Here is a 21,165-nt window from a genome sequence, read left to right as displayed (position 1 = left end):
AAAGAGGAAAAAGTAGAATGAGAGTGGCTAAATTTTGTGAGCGAAACATTAAAGTAACTGATGCTGACAAAGTCATTGACCATCTTCGCCTCCATTATCAAAAGGATGTAGATGTTCGTATTGTAGATTGCTTTCACAGGTGTTTAGAATGTAGAGTCAGGCCGTTTTGCCGGATTCAATTAACGACCCTCGAGGCAGATAATGCTGGAAGCTTGATAGAAAAAATACTTCAGACAGTTAAACCATTTCCGTAATTAAGAAAAAGTGCCTATCCCCTACTACTCAAAGGCAATAGAGTAGCAGGAGAAAGGCACTTTTATTTTCTGTACATAATTATAAAATGTTTTGACAAAATAACAAATATACTGTAAATTAACAAATGTACGAACAATATTATTTAATTTCACTAGAATATTCGTGTTTGGGAGTGTAATTTATGGATACTGTATTTGATTATGAAGATATTCAACTGATTCCTGCTAGATCTATTGTTAACAGCCGTTCTGAGTGTGATACGAGTGTCACATTTGGTGGATATACATTTAAATTGCCAGTCGTCCCTGCAAATATGCAGACAATTATCGACGAAAAGCTGGCAGTTTTCTTTGCGCAAAATGGTTATTTCTATATAATGCACCGTTTCCAGCCTGAAAAGCGGGTTGCCTTCGTAAAGGACATGCAGGCACGTGGGCTTATTGCCTCTATTAGTGTCGGTGTAAAAGAAGGAGAGTACGATTTCATCAACCAGCTGGCTGATGAAAAGCTAACACCTGAATTTATTACCATTGATATTGCCCATGGTCATTCCAATGCCGTCATCGAAATGATTAAGCATATTAAGAAACAACTACCAACTAGCTTTGTCATTGCCGGAAATGTCGGAACTCCAGAAGCTGTTAGAGAATTAGAGCATGCCGGTGCCGACGCAACGAAAGTAGGGATTGGACCGGGGAAAGTATGTATTACGAAAATTAAGACTGGATTTGGAACAGGCGGCTGGCAGTTAGCTGCACTAAGATGGTGTGCCAAAGCTGCAAGCAAACCAATTATTGCTGACGGTGGCATTCGCACACATGGTGATATCGCGAAATCCGTTAGATTTGGGGCATCCATGGTCATGATTGGTTCTTTATTTGCAGGTCATGAAGAATCTCCTGGGGAAACGATTGAGAAGGACGGAAAGTGTGTGAAGGAATACTTCGGTTCGGCTTCAGAATTCCAAAAAGGCGAACGAAAAAATGTCGAAGGTAAAAAAATGTACGTGGAACACAAGGGCCGTTTAATCGATACATTGATTGAAATGGAACAAGACCTTCAGTCTGCTATTTCCTATGCCGGAGGTAACAAGTTAAAAGACATCCGTACGGTAGACTATGTTGTCGTGAAGAATTCCATCTTTAATGGTGATAAAGTATATTAAAAATTAGCTGACTGTCCTACATTAATATTACAAAAAAGGTTCCCCGCATAATTCAAACTAGGGAACCTTTTTTTATTAATAATATAATACATTTACCTTATTACACTTCAAACATTTTTCATAATAGGGGTCTCCAGCAAAATGATGATCACAATTTTGCTGAATTTCCTTTAAACGATCCTCTAAAAAAGCAAGGCTAGTTTTCATTTGTGTAATTTCCTCTTTAATCTTTTGAACATTCATCCGTATACCCTCCCAAGAAAGTTACTGATATATTCTGCCCCCAAATTGCTTAAACTCTTTAACTTTTTCCTTCATACCTGTTTCAATAGCTTCCTTCGTATCAAGTTTGTTTTCCTTCGCATAATTACGAATATCTTGAGAGATTCTCATGCTGCAAAATTTTGGTCCACACATTGAACAGAAATGTGCTGTTTTTGCACCTTCAGCAGGTAAAGTTTCATCATGATATTCTATTGCTCGTTCAGGATCTAACGATAAATTAAACTGATCTCTCCAACGGAATTCAAAACGAGCTTTTGATAAGGCATCGTCTCTTTTTTGTGCTCCTGGATGCCCTTTTGCCAAATCAGCCGCATGGGCTGCAATTTTATAGGTTATAACCCCAACACGAACATCCTCCTTATTCGGTAAACCTAAATGTTCTTTAGGCGTTACATAACAAAGCATAGCTGTTCCATACCACCCGATCATGGCTGCCCCAATCGCAGATGTAATGTGATCATAACCAGGTGCTATATCAGTCGTAAGAGGTCCAAGTGTGTAGAATGGTGCTTCCTTACACACTTCTAGTTGTTTATCCATATTTTCTTTAATTAGGTGCATGGGTACATGTCCAGGTCCTTCGACCATCACCTGTACATCATGTTCCCAAGCAATTTTTGTAAGCTCACCAAGAGTCTCTAATTCTGCAAACTGCGCTTCATCATTCGCATCTGCAATAGACCCAGGACGTAAACCATCCCCTAAAGAGAATGCAACATCATAAGCTTTCATTATTTCGCAGATTTCTTCAAAGTGAGTATATAAAAAACTTTCTTTATGGTGGTGTAGACACCATTGTGCCATGATAGATCCACCCCGGGATACAATACCTGTTAACCGTTTTGCTGTTAACGGAACATATCGCAAAAGAACACCAGCATGAATGGTGAAGTAATCTACACCTTGCTCTGCTTGTTCAATCAAGGTATCACGGTAAACCTCCCATGTAAGATCTTCAGCAACACCATTAACTTTTTCAAGTGCTTGATAAATAGGGACGGTGCCGACAGGAACTGCCGAGTTTCGAATAATCCATTCCCTTGTTGTATGAATGTTTTTACCTGTAGATAGATCCATAATATTATCAGCACCCCAACGCGAGGCCCATGTCATTTTTTCAACCTCTTGTTCGATGGATGATGACACAGCAGAGTTACCGATATTCGCATTGATTTTAACATGAAAATTACGCCCTATTATCATAGGTTCTGACTCTGGATGGTTAATATTAGATGGAATAATCGCTCGACCTTTTGCCACTTCATCGCGTACAAATTCAGGTTTCATATTTTCCCTTATGGCGATAAACTCCATTTCAGGAGTAATAATTCCCTTTTTAGCATAATGAAGCTGTGTGACATTCTCCCCTTTTTTTGCGCGTAATGGTTTGCGCTTTAAACCAGGAAACACATGATGATTGGCACGAGGATCCTTTTGATCGTTATACCCATTATCTTCAGGTTTAATTTCTCGACCTTCATATTCTTCTACATCTGCTCGTTCATGAATCCATGGGCTTCGAATAGCAGGAAGACCTTTTGAAATATCAACAGAATAATTAAGATCCGTATAAGGACCGCTGGTATCATAGATGCGAACTGGAAGGTTTTCCTCTTCACCAAACGTTCCTGTTGTCGGGCTTAACTCAATTTCACGCATGGGTACTTTAATATCGGGTCTCGAACCAGTTACATATACTTTTTTACTTCCTGGAAAACTAGACATGATGGAAATATTTTGTTCGTTTAATGAAGTCGTTGACATAATTAATCTCTCCCTTTTTTTTGAATATAAAGGACGAGATACAGAACATAACCAGTGGAAAAGCGTATAAATGTACATCAAAAAGCCGGGACCATAAATGGTTGGACCCGGCTAATATGTAGGCAGAAGTAGAGGTGCATTGAAGAATGTCTATTCTAACTTCCCCACGCTGGTATGATCCAGATCAGGTCCCAAGAGTCAAGAAACTTCATCGTGTTTCTTTCTCAGCCCAACTTATTGGGCACCCCTAGTTATTTATATTCAGTTAAGTTGTTTCATTCTAATTAACCTAAGAACCGATGGTATAGTGCCTTTGCTTCCGATATATCCTTCGTTCCGTGTACTAAAACCCTTCCATCTTTAAAAAGGACTAACCGGTGCGAAGGTAAGCTATAAGATAAAAGAAAAGGATTTCGCTGGACCGTCCCCCCTTGCTTCGCCAAAAGTTGTTCTAAAGCTTCCAAATCTCGGACGGTTGGAATGGAAGGACGAATCTGAACAGAATCTCTGCCACACAGTACAGCTGTCTTTGTTTGATTTTCAAATGATAAATAGGGGTATAATCTTTCTTTCCCACAAGAAGAACAATCCTCATTTTTCAATTTATCTACTTGGATGGCACTAAATTGGTTTTTCCATAAATCAAAAGAAACGAGTTTGTTTCGCAATGACTCGAAATCACCCACCAAAATTTTTAATGCTTCACTTATTTGATAAGAAACGACCATGTTAACAGCTGGACTAATGATTCCAGCTGTATCACAGGTTAGTCCTCCTAAAGGAACGGTTTCTAATATACAAGAAAGGCAAGGTGTTTTTTCAGGAATAATCGTGTAGGATATTCCGTAGCTTCCAACGCAAGCACCGTATATCCATGGGACACCATACATTTGTGATACATCGTTAATAATCATTCTTGTTTCGAAATTATCCGTTGCATCTATAATAAGATCAACATTTTTAGCCCAATCTTCCAGCTCTGAAACAGAGGCATCCGCAATAATGGCCTCTATAGCCACTGAAGAGTTAACCGCTGATAAGCGCTTTTTGGCCGCAATTACTTTTGGTAGCCTGTTTTTGGCATCTTCTTCTGAATATAATTGCTGGCGCTGTAAATTGCTCCATTCCACATAATCACGATCTACAATGGTTAGTTTACCAATTCCAGCGCGGACGAGTGCTTCGGCACTTCCTGATCCAAGTGCCCCCACTCCGATTATTAGTACATGCTTATTGGAAATCCGTTGTTGCCCATCTTTTCCAATGGATGAAAATAGTTCTTGTCGTGAGTACCGATTATTCACCCGATACTCATTCCTTCCTTTGGACTGCTTGCTGTGGCATATCTCTTTTTATCGATTCGACCGGCCTCAAAGCCTAATCGTCCAGCTTCAACCGCTAATCTCATTGCTTTTGCCATTTTTACCGGATCGTTTGCTGCTGACACAGCTGTATTTAATAACACACCATCTGCTCCTAATTCCATCGCCAAAGCAGCATCGGCGGGTGAACCAATACCAGCATCAACAATAACAGGAACGACGGCTTGCTCGATAATAAAGGTAAGGTTTACGGGATTGATGATCCCTTGACCAGAACCAATTGGCGAGGCCCCTGGCATGATAGCATGGCAGCCTGCTTCTTGTAGTTTCCTAGCTAAAACTACATCATCTGAAGTATACGGCAGGACAATAAATCCTTCCTTTACTAATTCCTCCGTGGCCTTTAGGGTTTCAATCGGGTCAGGAAGTAATGATTTATCACAGCCAATCACTTCCACTTTGATCATATCGCAAAGGCTTGAAGCTTTCGCTAATTTTGCGATACGGACAGCCTCTGCTGCTGTTTTCGCTCCCGCTGTATTTGGCAGAAGCGTATATTTATTGGTATCTAGCTGCTCTAGAAAATTCGGCTGGCTCGATTCAAAAATATTCATCCGTCTAACTGCAAACGTGAGGATTTCTGCTTCAGAAACTTCCACTGCTTCCTTTTGGATTTCTAAGCTTGGATACTTTCCCGTTCCAAGTAATAAACGAGATTGAAAGGATAATGAACCTATTTTTAACATATTAGCCGCCTCCTACAAAATGGACTATTTCAATTCGATCTTTATCTACTAATCTAGTACTTTGGTGTTCTACTCTGGATATTATTTCACCGTTTACTTCGACGACAACGCACCTTTGATGGATTTCATACTGTTTAAGAATATCTGAAACAAATAGGACATGCTCTGGTAATTGGATAACCTCGCCATTTAATACTACCCTCACGTTATACCTCCTATCGAACTGTTTCTTTGTGTCTTTCTAGCAGAAAAGCTGAAAGAAGTTCCTCATCTAGCAGTCTACCTGCTAATAGGTCAGCTACTAGCTTCCCAGTAATAGGACTTAATAAAATCCCATTTCGAAAATGCCCTGCTGCAACGAATAATCCCTTCCATCTTGGATGCTCACCAAGGTAAGGGAGTCCATCACCGGTCTGGGGTCTAATTCCAGACCACACTCGCTCCCATACTGCTTCCTTAATCTGAGGAACTAGTTGAGTTGCTCTTACTATTAATGTGGCAATTCCTTCAGGTGTTACCTTGTTATCAAATGTATCTTCAATCATGGTAGCACCAATATAAATTTCCCCATTTCGTTTTGGTACGAGATAACAACGTTTATCTGAAAAAATGGTCGTGTTTATCATCGGACTTTCCGTTCGAATGGAAAAACATTCTCCTTTAACAGGATAGACACGAAGGTCCAGTCCCGATTCACTCATTAATTTCGCAGCCCAAGCTCCTGTGGCAACGACAACTTGATCACTATTTATAATGCCATTCGTGGTTTTAACCCCTTTAACCTGACCGTTTTCATAAATAAAAGACAAGACTTCCGTATTTTCACGTATTTCCGCTCCAAAATAGACGGCTGCTGTAGCAAACGCTTGTGTTAATTTTGAGGGTTGCACATGCCCATCGCTAGGGAGATACATCCCTCCTGATACACTTGGTGATAGTGCCGGTTCCATTTCTCGTAATTCCTTTGAATCAAGCCATTTTATAGTGGGATCCCAATTTCTTTGATAGGCGACCTGTTTTTTTACTTCTTCTGCTATTTCTTCTGTTTCCGCAATTTTTAACATTCCTTTATTCACATACTCAATATCGATTCCAGTATATTCAAACAACTCATTTGAGAGAGCAGAAAACATCGCCTGACCTTTTAAAGCTAACTGGAATAAGGGACCGTCTTGTTCAATCTCCGCTTGCGCAGCTAGCATTCCGGCAGCCGCACTTGAAGCTTGGCAAGCCAATCGTTCTTTCTCAATAATGATTACTTTTCTTCCCATTTTTGATAGCTGATAGGCAATAGAGGTTCCGTTAATTCCTCCTCCAATTATGGCAACATCAAATGAATTTTCCATTATATCCATCTCCATCTTTTAAAACATTAATATAAGCCTTTACTGCTACTAATGGATCTCGAGCTTCTAAAACACCTGACATGACAGCAATACCTTTTGCCCCTGCATCGAGTACCTGCCCCGTATTCTCAGGTGTTATGCCGCCAATGGCAATAACCGGAATGCCTATTTTTGTTAGCCTTGCTAATTCCTCAAGCCCTTTAGGTTTCATACCTAGTTTTGATTGCGAAGGAAAGACATGGCCGAATAGCACGTAATCAGCACCATTCTCTTTTGCTTTTTGTCCATCCTCGTAGGAGTGGATGGAACTCCCAAGCATAAGCTGAGGAAAATTTTCTTTTACAATCGCTGCACCTAAACTATGAAAGGCTAATTGAACTCCTCTAGCCCTTGTAACTAAGGCAACATCCACCCGGTCATTAATAATAATCTTTGATAGCGGGATGTTTGCATTGGTTAAAAGTTGGACTGCTAGAAAAAGTTCCCTTGCAGTTTTTTGTTTTTCTCGTAAATGAATCGCGGTTACATATGGGTGAATGTCCCTTACAATCTCACCTAACTGCTCGATCGGCATTTTCCCATTGGAGATAATATGTAACTCGTTAACACTAGTTAAAATTCAAGTCACCCCTTTAAGAAGATTCCGCTTATAAGATCAAGTGAAAAACAAAAAAACCACTTCCTTTTGTTAAGAAAGTGGTCGAAAATTTGAAATAGACACATTTGTTCTTCAAATATCCAGGTTCCACTTCCCTACGCTGGTATAACCCAGATCAGGTTCATAGAGTCCTGAAGTTGCACTTCAATCTCAGCCTTTTAAAAAGGCACCTCTAGCGGATTTGCTTCACATATTAAATTGTAATGATTACCCTGCATGGATAATGTTAACACTTCGATTAGAAATGTCAATAATTAATAAATCTTATTTTACGTTATTTTTAAGAAGAAAAAGTTCGTTCCAAGTTATTAAATTTAATATTTTTCTATATAGAACAAAATCATCTATTGGTTTACTGTCGTTATTTGTAGGATAAAGAAAAAATTTTACTATTCTCAATATAGAATGGAGATTAATGTAGATAAGTTTTATAACGTTTTAGCAGGAAAAAATCGTCTCGTTAGAAAAATATTAATGAAGGCGACACAGTGTCTAACGAATAAGTTGAAAGGTGGTTATTTTTCCTTGAGTATGGATTTATCCCTACAACAAATCGTCGAAGGTCTACCGAAGTCGTTATTAAATGCATCTGATAGAGATTTGGAAGGATTCCAAAAAATTATCGAAGAAACAATAAAATTAAGAGAAGGTCATAGAAATCTGCAAAAAATGGTTAAAAACTTCTCAACTTCTACCATTCAGCGGGCTTAAAATTTAATGAACTAAACGTTTTAAGAAGGTGAAATTCACCTTCTTTTCTTTTTTCCAATTTAAAAAAATCCGGTCTTGAAAACCAACAACCTCCCCAATATTACCGGGGAGGTTGTTTACTTAAATTTTGTATTTTCTGAATTTTCTTTTAAAACGTGATTTATTTAACGGTAATGATTTTTATTTTCGCTTAATGTAAAGGAGAATCTTTTTTTCTCTTTCTTGTTCAGGCATCAATTTGAATTCTAACAAGGGGGTTTGGTTTATGTATCAACAGGCATCCTGGATGATCACTTTACTTTTTAGTGTTTTTGTAATTCTCATCTTTGCCAGCGTATTGTTGAAGTCAGGAAAACGAGTCGATTATGGAGAAGTTCAAAAAAAGGGGTATTTTATTCGAAGTGTCTGGTTTGTCGTTGTATTTTCAGTGATGTTGGCAGCCACTTATTTTACACTTCAGGACCTGCCTTTTGAGAGGGCTGAAGCAGAAGAAACTCCTGTCGACGTACAGGTAACGGCAATACAGTTCGGATTTGATGTATCTTTGGACACCTTGAAAGTTGGGGATTATGTTGCTTTTCATGTAACCAGTAAAGATGTGAACCATGGTTTCGGTTTATATGATGACCAATTGACTATTGTTGCTCAAACCCAAGCAATGCCTGAATACACAAACACTGTGTATTATAAATTCACTAAGCCTGGAACCTACACCATTCTGTGTATGGAGTATTGCGGAATGGCCCATCATCTTATGAAACGTGAGATTACCGTTACTGAATAATGGAATATTGGGGGGGAATTCTGATGACTACTACGTTACATGTAGCAATCGATTCTAAAACGAAAAAGGCCGTTGTTTTTCCACTAGTCTTCTCTGGTGTCATCCTGCTATTCATGATGATTTTTGGCGTTGTGATGCTTCTTGGACAGGGAAAACTGATTGAGCTGAATCCAGTTATGTTCTATAAAGTAATGACGATTCATGGTACAGGAATGATTGGAGTTTCTGCCTTAGCTGGGACATGTATCATATGGTATTTTCTTAAACAGTATGTTCCTTTAAATACAGCGGTTTTTCGTTTGAATGTTTTCTTATTTCTAGTCGGCGTGGCCATGGTGTTAGTGGGAATATTTTCTTATGATTTTGCAGGTGCATGGACATTTCTATACCCCCTACCCGCCCATTCTGGAGGAATGTGGGGGAAAACAGGTGCTGCGCTATATCTTGGCGGAATGCTTGTGATTGGAACTGGATTTTTGATTCTTCTTTTAGAAGCAGCCCGCGCGATCATTAAGCAATATGGAAGCCTTTCCACTTCGCTCGGCTGGCCACAAATACTTGGGAAAGAAAAAGGCTTCGGCCCACCGCCTACTGTTGTCGCAAGTACAATGGTATGCATTGTTGATATTATCGCCCTAATTACTGGTGCTGCCCTCTTATCCATGAGCTTGCTCAACGTCTTTGTACCGAGTTTTACAATTGATCCGCTTCTTGCGAAAAACTTAACTTACGCATTCGGACATGTTTTTGCCAACTCGATTATTTACATGGGGGTCATTGTGGTCTATGAATTACTTCCTAGATACACTGGGCGTCCATGGAAGGCCAATAAAATCTTTTTAATCGCTTGGAATATGTCCACACTATTTACCCTTATTGTTTACCCTCACCATTTGCTCATGGACTTTGTTATGCCGAAGTGGATGATCGTCATGGGCCAAGTGCTTTCCTATATGAATGGACTACCTGTTTTAGTGGTAACAGCATTTGGAGCTTTGATGATTGTCTACCGTTCGGGGATTAAGTGGGACGTTGCCTCAAGCTTCCTCTACCTCTCCATGTTTGGCTGGGTCATCGGCGTTGTCCCGGCAATTATCGATGCTACCATCGTTATTAATCATGTGATGCACAATACGAAATGGGTCCCTGGGCATTTTCATATGTACATGGGCTTAGGCGCATGTGCGATGATTTTAGGATTCATGTTTTATCTGACAAGAATGGATGGCGGACGAATCGATAATAAGCTAGACTTTCTAACATTATGGCTCTATATCCTTGCTTTCCTAGGATTATCGGGTTCCTTCTTATTCTCTGGAAAGTCTAGTGCCCCTAGGCGTTGGGCTGAGCATTTTCCGGAATGGATTCCTGCAGATGTGGTTGCTGCTTTCTTTGGAATCTTTGTAACGATTACCTTCCTCTTGTTTCTGGTTCGGTTTATCTCCTATTCCAGCAATATTGGTTCGAAAATAAACCAATCCGATGATATTAGGCCGTCCACTCATGGATAGAAAAAGCATTTGTACGGTGATTGGAATGGCCATTCTCGGCACAGTGATACTTTTTTTCAGCACCGATCATTTCCAAGCTTTTACGGCAGAACAAGCCCGAAGGATTGATGTATTAACCAATACACCCTCCGTCCCAACTGTAACGTTTGAGGATAGTAAGAGCGAAACCTTTACCTTTTCTGATTTTCATGGAAAATACATTTTAGCTACGTACATTTACACAAGCTGTGGAGATGTATGCCCGGTAGTTGAAATGAACTTTCAAAGCATTTATTCTCAGCTGCCTGCGAACATTTTAGATGATCAACTACAGCTATTAAGTATTAGCTTTGACACAGTAAGAGATACTCCTCATCACTTAGAACATCACCGAAAGTTGTTTCAAGCTGATGGCATCCATTGGAGAATGGCCCGTGTCCCTGATCAACAGGAATTAGATTTATTATTAGAGCAATCAGGTGTCATTGTGATTCCAGTTGGGAATGAGTTTGAGCATAATGCCGCCTTTTATTTAATTAATCCTGAAGGTCAATTAATCAAAATATTTGATTATAATTCTCCCAATCAAGTTGTCAATGAACTTAAACAAATCCTTTCTTTTTAAAGGAGAAACCGAATGAAAAGAATGATTATAAGCTTGGGATTGGTTTTGGTTTTAAGTATTCCGCCAATTAGACATGGTTTAGAAGAATCGATGATTGGACAAATGCTTATCCAAATTCCTTTGTTAGCTTTGGCTGGCTATATTCTTGGAATCGGACTTAGAAAGCGAATGTCCCCCCTTTTGTCCAGGTACAATCAATATGGCATCCCTGGGTTACTAATTGTTACTTTTGCTAACATTTATTGGCTCCTGCCGCGGTCGATTGATGCATCACTAAATCATGCCTTTTTTGAAACGATAAAGTTTATAACCGTCCCTTTATTGATTGGTTTTCCACTTGCCTTAAGCTGGGGAAGCCTTCATTTAACGGTCAAGGGGTTTGTTTGGGCAAATGTGATTTCGATGTTTTTCGTCATGGGGTGGTTTTATGCCAATTCACCGATTCGGTTGTGCAATAATTATTTAACAGAGCAGCAGCTTCGGCTAGGAAATTCGTTCATGCTCATCTCCGTATTTTTACTCATCTCATTTTTTTGCAAATTCTTTTTCATCGGAATCAAAAATAGTCAGTAACCCTGATTTTTTCAACATGGCAGCTTCTCAAACCCCCTTATAAAAAACACTTAATGGACTTTGGAGCGGTCTCTGCTTATGACATAGGCTTACTTACAAAAAAAATTGAGGTGATTTGCTTGGACTATATTAAACCTGGGCAGTTGGTGGAGGATGTTGCAAAAACAGGTGCCTTTAAATCATCCTTGTCTATTAAAGAGTTATTAATAAAGGGAGGACTGGCTGGGGCATATTTAGGATTTGCAACCACACTTGCCTTTACAGCTGCAACGGAGACAAAGCTTGGGATTGTCGGTGCTTTTGTATTTCCAGTTGGATTTGTCCTGATTTTATTGTTAGGACTTGAACTGGTGACAGGAAATTTTGCTATGCTGCCACTTGCGAGGTTAAGAGGATTAATTACTTGTAAGGACGTGTTTTATAACTTCTACTGGGCATTTATTGGAAATCTATTAGGTAGTTTTTTTTATGGAATCTTATTTTATATGACTGTAACCAAGCTTGGGCATGTGACGGAAGGAGTGATGATTGAAAAAATCATTGCTGTAGGAGAAGGAAAAACAATCGCTTATAAAAGCTTAGGCAGTGATGGAATGATCTTATCGGTAACAAAAGCAATCTTGTGTAACTGGATGGTTACCTTAGGTGCCTTTATGGCCTTTGCTTCCAGCTCTGTTATCGGAAAAATTGCGGCTATGTGGCTTCCGGTATTTATATTTTTTGCACACGGCTTTGAGCATGCAGTGGTAAATATGTTTGTTCTGCCTACTGCGATTCTCATGGGAGCAGATTTCACGGTTACGGACTGGTGGGTTTGGAATCAAATCCCTGTAACCATTGGCAACTTTATCGGTGGTTTTCTATTTACTGGATTATCCCTACATTTGGTCCATAAAAACAAGAGCAGGACAGAAAACAATCTTAGCATTGTTACGAACACTCAAGTGCCAAAATAAGATGTAGATTTATAAAGAGTATATCTTCCAAAGGAGGATATACTCCCCTTTTACTTCTATCCACTACTCTATTCTTATTCGTATCTCTATAAAAATTAGTTCACAAAATGTTCATAATTATCTTCTTCACAATAGGAATTTTTGGAAAAAATAGTAGTACGGAACATGGGGATGTTTTCGTAATAAGCTACTTTTAAGGAGGGGTGAGCGTGACAATCAAGCGCTTAGCGTTGTTAACCGTTTTACTTACATATGTATTAATTGTCTTTGGGGGCTATGTGGCTTCTTCAAAGTCTGGGATGGGATGTGGACCTGAATGGCCCTTATGTAATGGTGAAATTGTTCCAGCTTTCCATGGAGAAACGTTGATTGAATTCACACATCGAGTGATTGGGGCTATTCTAGGAATCATTTCTTTTGTGCTATTCGCCAAAATTCTACGTACCGAAGTAAGTCCTTCCGTTCGTGCGGTTGGATATTGGATGCTTTTTTTGCTTATCATTCAGGTGCTTTTAGGCGCACTAGTCGTGTTAAAAGATTTACCAACTAGTGTCATTGCCATTCACTTAATTATTGCCATGCTCTTTCTAGCAAGTCTCATCTGGATCTGGCGGCGAGCAGAAGAGAAAGCGGACATTCAGACATATCCATCCGACCGTTCTGACCAACAACAACGGATAAAAGGACACTTCAATATCGTACTCGTTCTTTTACTATTGCTTTTTGGATTTGGGGCATATGTAAAGCATGAATCATTGGGAATGATATGTGGTTCTTTTCAGTGTAGAAATTCGTTTCTACCCATGACGGGGCCAGAAATCATCCAAACTATTCATAGAGGCTTAGCATTCATTTTAGCATTGTACATCCTCTTCCTTGTCTTTTTGTCTTTAAAAAAGGGATGGGATGGGAAAATTCAGAAGCGACTTATTCTTTCAGCTATAACGGTTCTCATTCAAGTAGGATTGGGAGTCCTGACGATCACTTCGTCTATTGATATCTCATGGGCCATGCTTCACCTGGCAGCAGGCACGCTCTTGTTCGCCCTTGTAGCTGAGACACGGGTATATTTAGGCAGTGCTGCCTTTTTGAAAACGAAGTTAAGCATACTAACTAACCATAACCTTCCTAACAAAACAGAGGTTTAAGACAATGGTCTCGTATGTGCCGGTGCAAGAGTGCATGAAATCAAAGAAATCCTGCCTGTGAAAACAATCATCAACAACATTATGAGAGAATTTGAAGCTTGTATGTAATATTGTACCGATTTGGGATTTCATAAGGAATCTAAGTTAAAATCTTATGTAACTGGATGCTCCAAAGATTAATCCCAGCTTTGATTAATCCTATCATGTATCGTATGATGATAATTGATTTTTCTTCTGTTGCAATGCAATAAGAAAGCAATTGAGAAAGGATTATGACATGAGCAAAATTGAAATACAATCATTAATTTCGAATCTTGGACTTGTTTCCCATCCGGAAGGCGGGTATTACAAAAGTACCTATACATCTAAGGAAATAATTTCAGACAATGAATTAGAGGTAGATTTTGAAGGACAGCGAAAGCTTTATACGAGTATTTACTTTCTATTGACTTCGGATGATGTATCCCATTTTCATCGATTAAAATCTGATGAATTGTGGTATTTTCATGCTGGCAGCCCATTAACAGTCCATGTTATACATGATAATGGAGAATATGAGGAATTAAAGTTAGGAATGAATCTGGAAAATGGAGAAACTCCACAAGCGTTCGTTCCTAAGAATTCAATCTTTGGGTCGTCCGTAATGGAAAAAGATACTTACTCTTTAGTGGGTTGTATGGTATCTCCTGGCTTTGAATTCCAAGACTTTGAATTGTTTACTCAAAATGACCTTTTACTTAAATATCCCCAACACGAAGAGATTATTATGAAATTAGCGTACAAAGATTTACCAAATTGAATGCTATAGAAAATGTGAAAATGGGTTCAATCCCCCGGTTCATTAAAGCTTTAGTTTACCGGGGACTGAACTCATTCTATTTAATCAGAACCTCATCTTTTGCCATCCATTTTTCCCGCCATTCCAGCCGTTCCTTCTCTTCTATTTGTTTTTCGAGTGTATCATCCCAACGCCCGCGCCATGTATTCCAGACGCGCGCGTAGAAAATATCTTGTTCTTTATTGTATATTTGAAATTCCAAGCATGGAATGTGTTCCACCTTCTGTAGGTCGAAGCTATTTACATCCGCCACGACTGTTTGAAAGCCGTCTTCGTCCAGCCTGTTTTCCCTCTCGGCGAGAACTTGCAAAATTCGGCCCACATTGATAGGGTCCTGATTATTTGCATACCGAAAAAGCGGCAATTCTTCGGTTGTTTCAGGCAAAGGTTCAGTCATCTCTGGCCAAAACTCATCATGAACCGGACTGTATGAAAGCACCGTCGACTCTTCTTCCATTTCCTCTAAAATGATTCCTGTCTTTACCTGGTCCTGCCCTTTTGATGTGAGTTTGAAGCTTTCCTTTTCCAGTCGAATCAAGCCCATTCGCTGCATTTTTTTAAGTAAATCTGCAATGAACAGCTCCTCTACTAGTAGCAGTTCAGACAAATTGGCTGCTCGCCGGATTTCGGTCTGCCCAAAAGTGAGAAGCATCATTTTCATGAGAATGTCCATTTTAGACCGCTTAACCGGCTTAAAAGACACATTATAGGTTCTTACCTGCAAATGCCACAAAACGGACTTCTTGATCTGGACCGCTGGATTTTCAAGTAAGATCGAGCGTAACTGCCTATTTAATTTATTCATGTCATCTCACCTCTTCAAGCGTCCGCAGGCCTTGTTGTTTTTTTGAGGCTTCTAATACGTGCATGTACATCTGTTTAGTATCCTTATGTTTCGTCCGCTCGGTAAACATCTTAGTACTACCAATTAACACAAGCAGCTCTCTTGCTCTCGACAAGGCTACATTTAACCTTCGATAATCTTTAGCAAAGCCGATGTCATCCTCTTTATTATCGTGATTGCGCACCATGCTTAACAGAATTACGTCCATTTCCATGCCTTGAAACCTGTCTACCGTCCCGGTGCGAATGGTTAAGTGGGGCAAGTGAAGCTCTTGATGAATCATGCGATCAATCCGTTTCACTTGTTCTCCATAAAAACTAATCACACCAATGCTTTTTTTCTCATTAGCTTCCATTCTTCCTTCTTGCTTCGCCTGTGCCGCCGCCACGTCCAATTCCTTCAGCAAGGAACCAATCCTCTTTAATTCGGCCGGGTTATACAGGCTTTTTCCGCCTTTCATTCTTTCTTCAAAAAACGCAGGCTCATTCGGCATATCTAGCCAGAGAAGATGATTGTTCCGCTGAATGAGCGTTGATTCAAGCTTGTGGTCCCGTTCCAACTCAGAGTTCTTCAAGCCACATTGGAGTCGTTCGTTTTCTTGATTATAAAACTGGGTGATCGTTGCCATAATGTTTTCATGCATCCGATATTGAATGGCAAGCATGGTTTTATTGCTTTTCGGTAGGTTTTTAAATAACCGTTCAAACAGCGACTCTTTTAACAGATTTTTTAATTCAGCTTTTCCTTCAAAGTCTTCACTTTCTTCTGCCATTTCCTGGAGCGTTTCCTCCAGCGTATCGTTTCCTAACAGTGGTGGCAGTTGGTGATGATCACCAACTAAAATGATTTTCTTCCCTTTTAGCATCGGCAAGAGCAGCTCTGGAGGGGTTGCTTTTGATACTTCATCAATGATAACCACATCAAAAACAGGGTAGCTTTCAATAAAATCTTTACGTGCGGAAGCCACACATGTGGTTCCAATCACATTTGCATGCTGCACATAAAGTTTTCGTATTTCATTCAGGTCATGATCACTTGCTTCTTCCAACAAGGAAAGCCACATCCCCTGGATGGACTGGAATAACGGTAGCTTTTGCTTTTCCAGCTTTAACGAATCGCGTGTAAAAGAATTACTCGCCAATTTCCGTAATACCTTTTCATGCTCCTGTTCCGGATCTGTAGACAAGATTTCATGTAGAGGTGCCCGTTCTTCTTCCTTTTCTTTAAGCATACTGTACAGTTGTGCAAGACGGCCTTCGATTTGTGTCCGTTCCTGCTCCGCTTCTTGTAGCTGCAGGACTCCTTTTACTTGTTTTTGACCATTCCTTTCAACCCGAAGCTTAGCTTGCTCATATTGCTCTTTCTTTTTCTGCAAATCTAGCACTATTGCTTCTTTTTGATGAAGCAATTCTTTTACGTTGGGAATAATTTCTGCGACTGCCATCATTTCTTTATGCTTGTTTTGTAAAATAGTAAGCTTGGTGCTCTGCTCCCCTAACTCCCTTTGCCACTTTTGGTGCATCAGTTTATTTTCTTGCACCATAGACTGAACTTGCTCGATCATTTCCTGTTTCAATAGCCTAATGGCCTCTTGTGCCATTTTTTTATACATATCATACTGCTTTAAGCGTTTCGTTTTTTGCCAAACAAAGTGTCTCCTACCGTATAATCCTTCAAGATAGGTTACAAGTCTCTGCGGGTAAATTTTTGAATTTCCCTTAAATTCACTTCTTAGTTGGTCTAAAAATTGATCAATTTCCACTGCGTTAGTAGAAACGGAAATCCCATGTAACATTCGTTGCTGTAGCTGGCCGATTGATATGTGCTGCCGCTCCAAAAGCTGTTCAACAAAGAAAATCGCGCGGTTTAATGTGTCATTATATTCTTTTAATTTTATCCACTGACCCATTACTCTGCGGATTCCCTCGAGCTCTTCGATTAACTGCTGAACTCGTACAGACCGATTAATATTCTGTTCCAGAATAATCCATTTTAAGTTATCAATTTTTGGGGCATTTGTTATTCTTACTGTTAAAGCACCCGTCCGCTTCACTGCGTCGTTCCATTTTTCACATTCTGCAAAAGCCTGTTCCATGGTTTGCTTTTTGTCATGAATCTCGTCTTCAAGCTCTTGAAGGGCAACGCTATTTTGTAGTCGCACCATCGCTTGTTGATGAGCATCCCACTCTTTTTGAATCACGCCACTGTCAGGCTCACCAGCTAGAAACGTTTTGTCTTTTTCAATGATGTCATTCAACTGGCGTAGTGACTGCCCGATATCCTGCAAATATTGCTGTGCTGATTGCTGCTCCTTTTCAGCACAAAAAACGTCCTTTTTATACTTATCAAGGATATACTGAATTTCGTTATATTGCTGTTCTGCTTTCTTTTTCGCTTTGAGCTCCGCCTCTACTCGTTCAAGCACTTGCTGGAGTTGCCCTTGTTCCTGTTCATTCGCCACCCATTCCGCTTCTATTTCTACTTCTCGTTTTTTACGAGCATCAAATTGGGCAGAAACTTCATGCAACGTATGATCTTTCCAATATTGTCCTACATTTTCTTCTATGAACTTTTTGCCTTCTTCTTCAATGCTTTCCGTCCGTCCGACCCGAAGAATCCGAATGTCTTTATTTGCTAGCAATCGACCAAGGGCATTGTCGACCGCTAAATTTGACTGAGAAGCAACCAAGGTGCGCAGCCCCGCCTTGGCATTTTGCAGGCAAATTTCAGAAATAACCGTTGTTTTTCCTGTTCCAGGCGGTCCTTGAATAACGTATAAGTCTTCAGCAGACATAGCGCCTATAACTGCTTCTTGCTGGAACTGATTCAATCGATTATGAAATTGCAGCGTTGCTCGCTTCTTCACTGTTTTGACCGGTGGCTTGTTTTCAAATAAAAGGCGTTCAAGTTCCGGATTCGCAGCCATGCCTTTTTCTAATTGCTTAAACCCTTGCCTTAATCTTTTCACCTGGCTTAAGGTAGCAAAATTACTAAAGGTAACTTCTTTTGGCTGAATGTCAAGCCGCTGACCGCGAGCCTGTTCCTCCATATAACCGTGTAATTCCACTTCAACCGTTGAAGCAGAACGATTCGCTTTTAGCACCTTACCAATATCCTGGTCCATTCCCTTGAGCTTAACACTCAAATCCTTGAGAGACTTCCATTCCTTTTCATTCAGCTGGCACCCCATAATCGTGACTCGGCTGAAATCATCATTGTATATTAGCCTCGAATAGCGAGATGTCATATCAGGAATATCCGCAGACCGTTCCTGGATTTTCAAGTAGCCTCCCCAACTCGCTATACGCTTTTTCACGTACATTGAGCTTTCCTGCGCAACCGGCATGTTGTGAATTAAGTTCAGCAATTCAATCGATACCTGTTGATTAATCTGCACGTTCAGATCAAACGTGAGGTCTACTGGGCGGCGCCAATTAGACTGCAATGGGATATGCGCAGCTCTGGTCGTCACATTCGTCGCAAGAAATCGATCCTGTTTGACTACACAATGCAGTACCACCACAAGCCCTTTGCACATATCTGCCAGCCTTACGTTTGCCTTATTGTCAAAAAACAATGCAACTGAAACTGTGCGATCTGCTGCCTGTGGATACTTTTCTATATAAACGTGAAACGATTTCTCCAATAAAAAAAACGATCGCTCATCCAACCCGAGCTCCCTCATCTTTTCCTTTGCCGTCTTAGTCAAAGTTATCGGACAACGATATTTCGTTGTATTCTGTTTCTTCACTTTGTATCCACCTGCTTTTAAAAACACAAAAACGTTTTTGAATGGTTATTATTAATCTATTATTTTATCCTATTTAATTTGAGAATTAAAAATATAAATTATTTATAACTAAATTATATCATACTGTTTTTGTGCTTGTGGAAAAGCACCAGTCATTTCCAAGTAGATTTTTTCTCACTTTAAGTTTGATTAAGATACAAAAAAAGGAAGTCCCATTCATTTTACGAAGGTGACTTCCTTTTTATTTTGGTGTCAGGCACCATTTGGCAAAGGCAATATTAATTATTTACCTGTTAAAGCCGTAAACGCATTAGCTTCACCTGATCCATACAATTCATCATGGCCTGTTTTTCCATAATCAAGTGCTGTTTTTTCGATAAGAGCTTCCACTTGAGATGGAGTATAATCTGGATGGGCCGCCTTAATGACTCCTGCGATTCCGGCTACTTTTGGCGCTGCCATAGATGTTCCATGTAAGTAGGCATAGCCTTCATTTTTTTGCATCGTGAAATAAGCTTCCAGGTACCGTGGCCATGTGGAAAGTGCTCGATAGGTAAAATCACGTTGATTTAAATCTAGTGTGGAAGCATATACTGGTCCGTTATCTCCTCCAGGGGCTGCTACATCAATAAATCCATTTCCATAGTTGGAATAAAATGCGAGCTTATTGCTTGACCATTTATTAGAGGACGACACATTAATTACTCCAGGAGTACTGCCAGGCACCTCAATTGTTACGCCGCTAAATTGAATTCCCAAATCTGCATAGGAAGCGTTCATATAGTCTGTAAGTGACTTTTTATCAGCGTAATTGAGAGAATCATTGCCTGCCGAAGCCACAACTGTTACATTTTTTTTCACGGCATATTGAACGGCCCGTTTCCAAAGGAGAACATCTGCAATATCACTATAACGAGTACCTTCATAGTAATATTTCAAACTATCAAATCCACCAATGGACATGTTAATAACATCCACCCCGTCGTTGGCTGCTTGAACAATCGCAGCGACGATTGGTCCAGTTGGAGCACTACCGCTAGCATCAAAAATCCGGTAGGCACGGATTCCCAAGTCCGGACCGACACCTTTAACTTTTCCATTGCCGGCGATCGAACCGGCTACATGTGTTCCGTGACCGTTCGTATCAGTTACATCGCTTTGAATCCCCTTCTCTGCCGGAACATCTCCATAATAGCCGCCGGCAGGAACAAAGTTTTTACCACCGATAAAGTTTGCTTTTAAATCTGGATGTCCTGCATCGATACCTGAGTCGATGATACCGACAACCGCCTTATGTTCCACACCGCCGCTGGTTTTTTTGGTACCACCGGATTCAATTGCATAGGATTTCCCTTCATTTGTTAGATGACGAATATCCCATTGCGAACTCCAATATGTACCATTTGGGTCCGGATTAAGGGTAACAGGCTGGCCATCCGCCCCCTCTGGGTTGCTATCTTCCAGTTTAAACGATTTCTCTACATTTGCTGCCACTATGGAAGTCGTATTCAGCTTGGTGAGAAAATTAGGGTTGGTAGAGCTTACCTCAACAGCCCCTAGTTCTGGAATGGCTTTTACTACCTCTCCACCTGCATTATTGATTTCCGTTTGATAGTTCTTTGGCAATGACTGCTTATAAGCAATCAAATAGTTTTTGCTTACCGTCTGTGTTTTTGCCGATGTGTGAATGCTAGTTGGAAAAGATAATAGAGACATGGCCAAAACACTGCTAGCTACCATCGCCATTCCCCTTTTTTTATTCTTCATGAATAAAAACCTCCCCTATTAATTTTTCTTAACATTCTAATTTTAGGTTGATTATATTTGAAAGAAAATAGATACTTCTCGCTTCAAAACGACATGCTTCTGAAGAGATTAGCTAATTTTGTAGTATCATTGTAAAA

20 protein-coding genes, 1 pseudogene and 2 riboswitches are annotated in these 21,165 nt (G+C 40.0%); of the genes and pseudogenes, 11 read left to right on the top strand and 10 right to left on the bottom strand.

The features are described 5' to 3' along the window. Positions 1-17: 17 nt before the first annotated feature. Both RCG22_RS00825 and guaC read left to right on the top strand, forming a co-directional pair. On the top strand, positions 18-254 hold the full coding sequence (locus tag RCG22_RS00825; protein ID WP_098263697.1) for a DUF1450 domain-containing protein: 237 nt from the start codon (positions 18-20) through the stop codon (positions 252-254). 182 nt (positions 255-436) lie between these two features. After that, complete coding sequence (gene guaC, locus RCG22_RS00820) at positions 437-1,420, top strand: GMP reductase (protein WP_308105295.1); 984 nt, start codon at positions 437-439, stop codon at positions 1,418-1,420. A 75-nt stretch (positions 1,421-1,495) separates the two neighbouring features. On the opposite strand, the gene RCG22_RS00815 is transcribed toward guaC, so the two are convergent. The 7 genes from RCG22_RS00815 to RCG22_RS00785 form a co-directional block, all read right to left on the bottom strand. Next, the gene (locus tag RCG22_RS00815) at positions 1,496-1,663 is read right to left on the bottom strand and encodes a serine protease (protein ID WP_308105294.1); all 168 of its coding nucleotides are present in this window, start codon (positions 1,661-1,663) and stop codon (positions 1,496-1,498) included. Between the two features lie 21 nt (positions 1,664-1,684). Further along, positions 1,685-3,469 (bottom strand): phosphomethylpyrimidine synthase ThiC, encoded by a 1,785-nt coding sequence (gene thiC, locus RCG22_RS00810; protein WP_308105293.1) that lies wholly within the window; start codon positions 3,467-3,469, stop codon positions 1,685-1,687. A 144-nt stretch (positions 3,470-3,613) separates the two neighbouring features. Further along, positions 3,614-3,728, bottom strand: a riboswitch (TPP riboswitch). A gap of 25 nt (positions 3,729-3,753) precedes the next feature. Next, complete coding sequence (locus tag RCG22_RS00805; protein ID WP_308105292.1) at positions 3,754-4,773, bottom strand: thiazole biosynthesis adenylyltransferase ThiF; 1,020 nt, start codon at positions 4,771-4,773, stop codon at positions 3,754-3,756. Further along, complete coding sequence (locus RCG22_RS00800; RefSeq protein WP_308105291.1) at positions 4,770-5,537, bottom strand: thiazole synthase; 768 nt, start codon at positions 5,535-5,537, stop codon at positions 4,770-4,772. The genes RCG22_RS00805 and RCG22_RS00800 overlap by 4 nt, the downstream gene beginning before the upstream one ends. Position 5,538: 1 nt before the next feature. Next, positions 5,539-5,742, bottom strand: a complete 204-nt coding sequence (thiS, locus tag RCG22_RS00795; RefSeq protein ID WP_308105290.1) for a sulfur carrier protein ThiS — start codon at positions 5,740-5,742, stop codon at positions 5,539-5,541. A 10-nt stretch (positions 5,743-5,752) separates the two neighbouring features. Next, positions 5,753-6,883, bottom strand: a complete 1,131-nt coding sequence (thiO, locus tag RCG22_RS00790; protein WP_308105289.1) for a glycine oxidase ThiO — start codon at positions 6,881-6,883, stop codon at positions 5,753-5,755. Continuing rightward, the gene (locus RCG22_RS00785; protein ID WP_308105288.1) at positions 6,867-7,457 is read right to left on the bottom strand and encodes a thiamine phosphate synthase; all 591 of its coding nucleotides are present in this window, start codon (positions 7,455-7,457) and stop codon (positions 6,867-6,869) included. The genes thiO and RCG22_RS00785 overlap by 17 nt, the downstream gene beginning before the upstream one ends. Before the next feature lie 159 nt (positions 7,458-7,616). Then, positions 7,617-7,725, bottom strand: a riboswitch (TPP riboswitch). Between the two features lie 221 nt (positions 7,726-7,946). Here RCG22_RS00785 and RCG22_RS00780 point away from each other — a divergent pair. From RCG22_RS00780 to RCG22_RS00740, 9 genes and pseudogenes are all read left to right on the top strand, one after another. Then, on the top strand, positions 7,947-8,252 hold the full coding sequence (locus tag RCG22_RS00780) for a hypothetical protein (protein ID WP_308105287.1): 306 nt from the start codon (positions 7,947-7,949) through the stop codon (positions 8,250-8,252). A gap of 265 nt (positions 8,253-8,517) precedes the next feature. Continuing rightward, entirely contained in the window at positions 8,518-9,036 is a 519-nt protein-coding gene (locus tag RCG22_RS00775) for a cupredoxin domain-containing protein (protein WP_308105286.1), read from the top strand. A gap of 23 nt (positions 9,037-9,059) precedes the next feature. Beyond that, entirely contained in the window at positions 9,060-10,547 is a 1,488-nt protein-coding gene (locus RCG22_RS00770; protein WP_308105285.1) for a cbb3-type cytochrome c oxidase subunit I, read from the top strand. After that, positions 10,540-11,151, top strand: a complete 612-nt coding sequence (locus tag RCG22_RS00765) for an SCO family protein (protein WP_308105284.1) — start codon at positions 10,540-10,542, stop codon at positions 11,149-11,151. Before RCG22_RS00770 ends, RCG22_RS00765 begins: the two co-directional genes overlap by 8 nt. Positions 11,152-11,163: 12 nt before the next feature. Further along, the gene (locus tag RCG22_RS00760) at positions 11,164-11,724 is read left to right on the top strand and encodes a hypothetical protein (RefSeq protein WP_308105283.1); all 561 of its coding nucleotides are present in this window, start codon (positions 11,164-11,166) and stop codon (positions 11,722-11,724) included. Positions 11,725-11,777: 53 nt separating this feature from the next. Continuing rightward, positions 11,778-12,680, top strand: a complete 903-nt coding sequence (locus tag RCG22_RS00755) for a formate/nitrite transporter family protein (RefSeq protein ID WP_308105282.1) — start codon at positions 11,778-11,780, stop codon at positions 12,678-12,680. 209 nt (positions 12,681-12,889) lie between these two features. Next, positions 12,890-13,828 (top strand): COX15/CtaA family protein, encoded by a 939-nt coding sequence (locus RCG22_RS00750; protein WP_308105281.1) that lies wholly within the window; start codon positions 12,890-12,892, stop codon positions 13,826-13,828. Next, positions 13,829-13,936: pseudogene (locus tag RCG22_RS00745) on the top strand (nitronate monooxygenase); the annotation flags it as partial. A 169-nt stretch (positions 13,937-14,105) separates the two neighbouring features. After that, a complete protein-coding gene (locus tag RCG22_RS00740; RefSeq protein ID WP_308105280.1) occupies positions 14,106-14,627 on the top strand; it encodes a cupin domain-containing protein in 522 nt (173 codons plus the stop codon). Between the two features lie 76 nt (positions 14,628-14,703). Here the strand turns inward: RCG22_RS00740 and RCG22_RS00735 are convergent, their stop codons facing one another. The 3 genes from RCG22_RS00735 to RCG22_RS00725 all read right to left on the bottom strand — a co-directional run bounded on the left by RCG22_RS00735 (position 14,704) and on the right by RCG22_RS00725 (position 21,028). After that, positions 14,704-15,471 (bottom strand): hypothetical protein, encoded by a 768-nt coding sequence (locus tag RCG22_RS00735; RefSeq protein WP_308105279.1) that lies wholly within the window; start codon positions 15,469-15,471, stop codon positions 14,704-14,706. A gap of 1 nt (position 15,472) precedes the next feature. Further along, the gene (locus tag RCG22_RS00730; protein ID WP_308105278.1) at positions 15,473-19,261 is read right to left on the bottom strand and encodes a DEAD/DEAH box helicase; all 3,789 of its coding nucleotides are present in this window, start codon (positions 19,259-19,261) and stop codon (positions 15,473-15,475) included. A 282-nt stretch (positions 19,262-19,543) separates the two neighbouring features. Beyond that, positions 19,544-21,028, bottom strand: a complete 1,485-nt coding sequence (locus tag RCG22_RS00725; RefSeq protein ID WP_308105277.1) for a S8 family serine peptidase — start codon at positions 21,026-21,028, stop codon at positions 19,544-19,546. Positions 21,029-21,165 lie beyond the last annotated feature (137 nt).

This window comes from Neobacillus nitrireducens (assembly GCF_030915405.1).
GTDB lineage: Bacteria > Bacillota > Bacilli > Bacillales > Cytobacillaceae > Neobacillus.
Note: the sequence above shows the minus strand (reverse complement) of the source record. Positions and strands in the feature narration are given on the sequence as shown.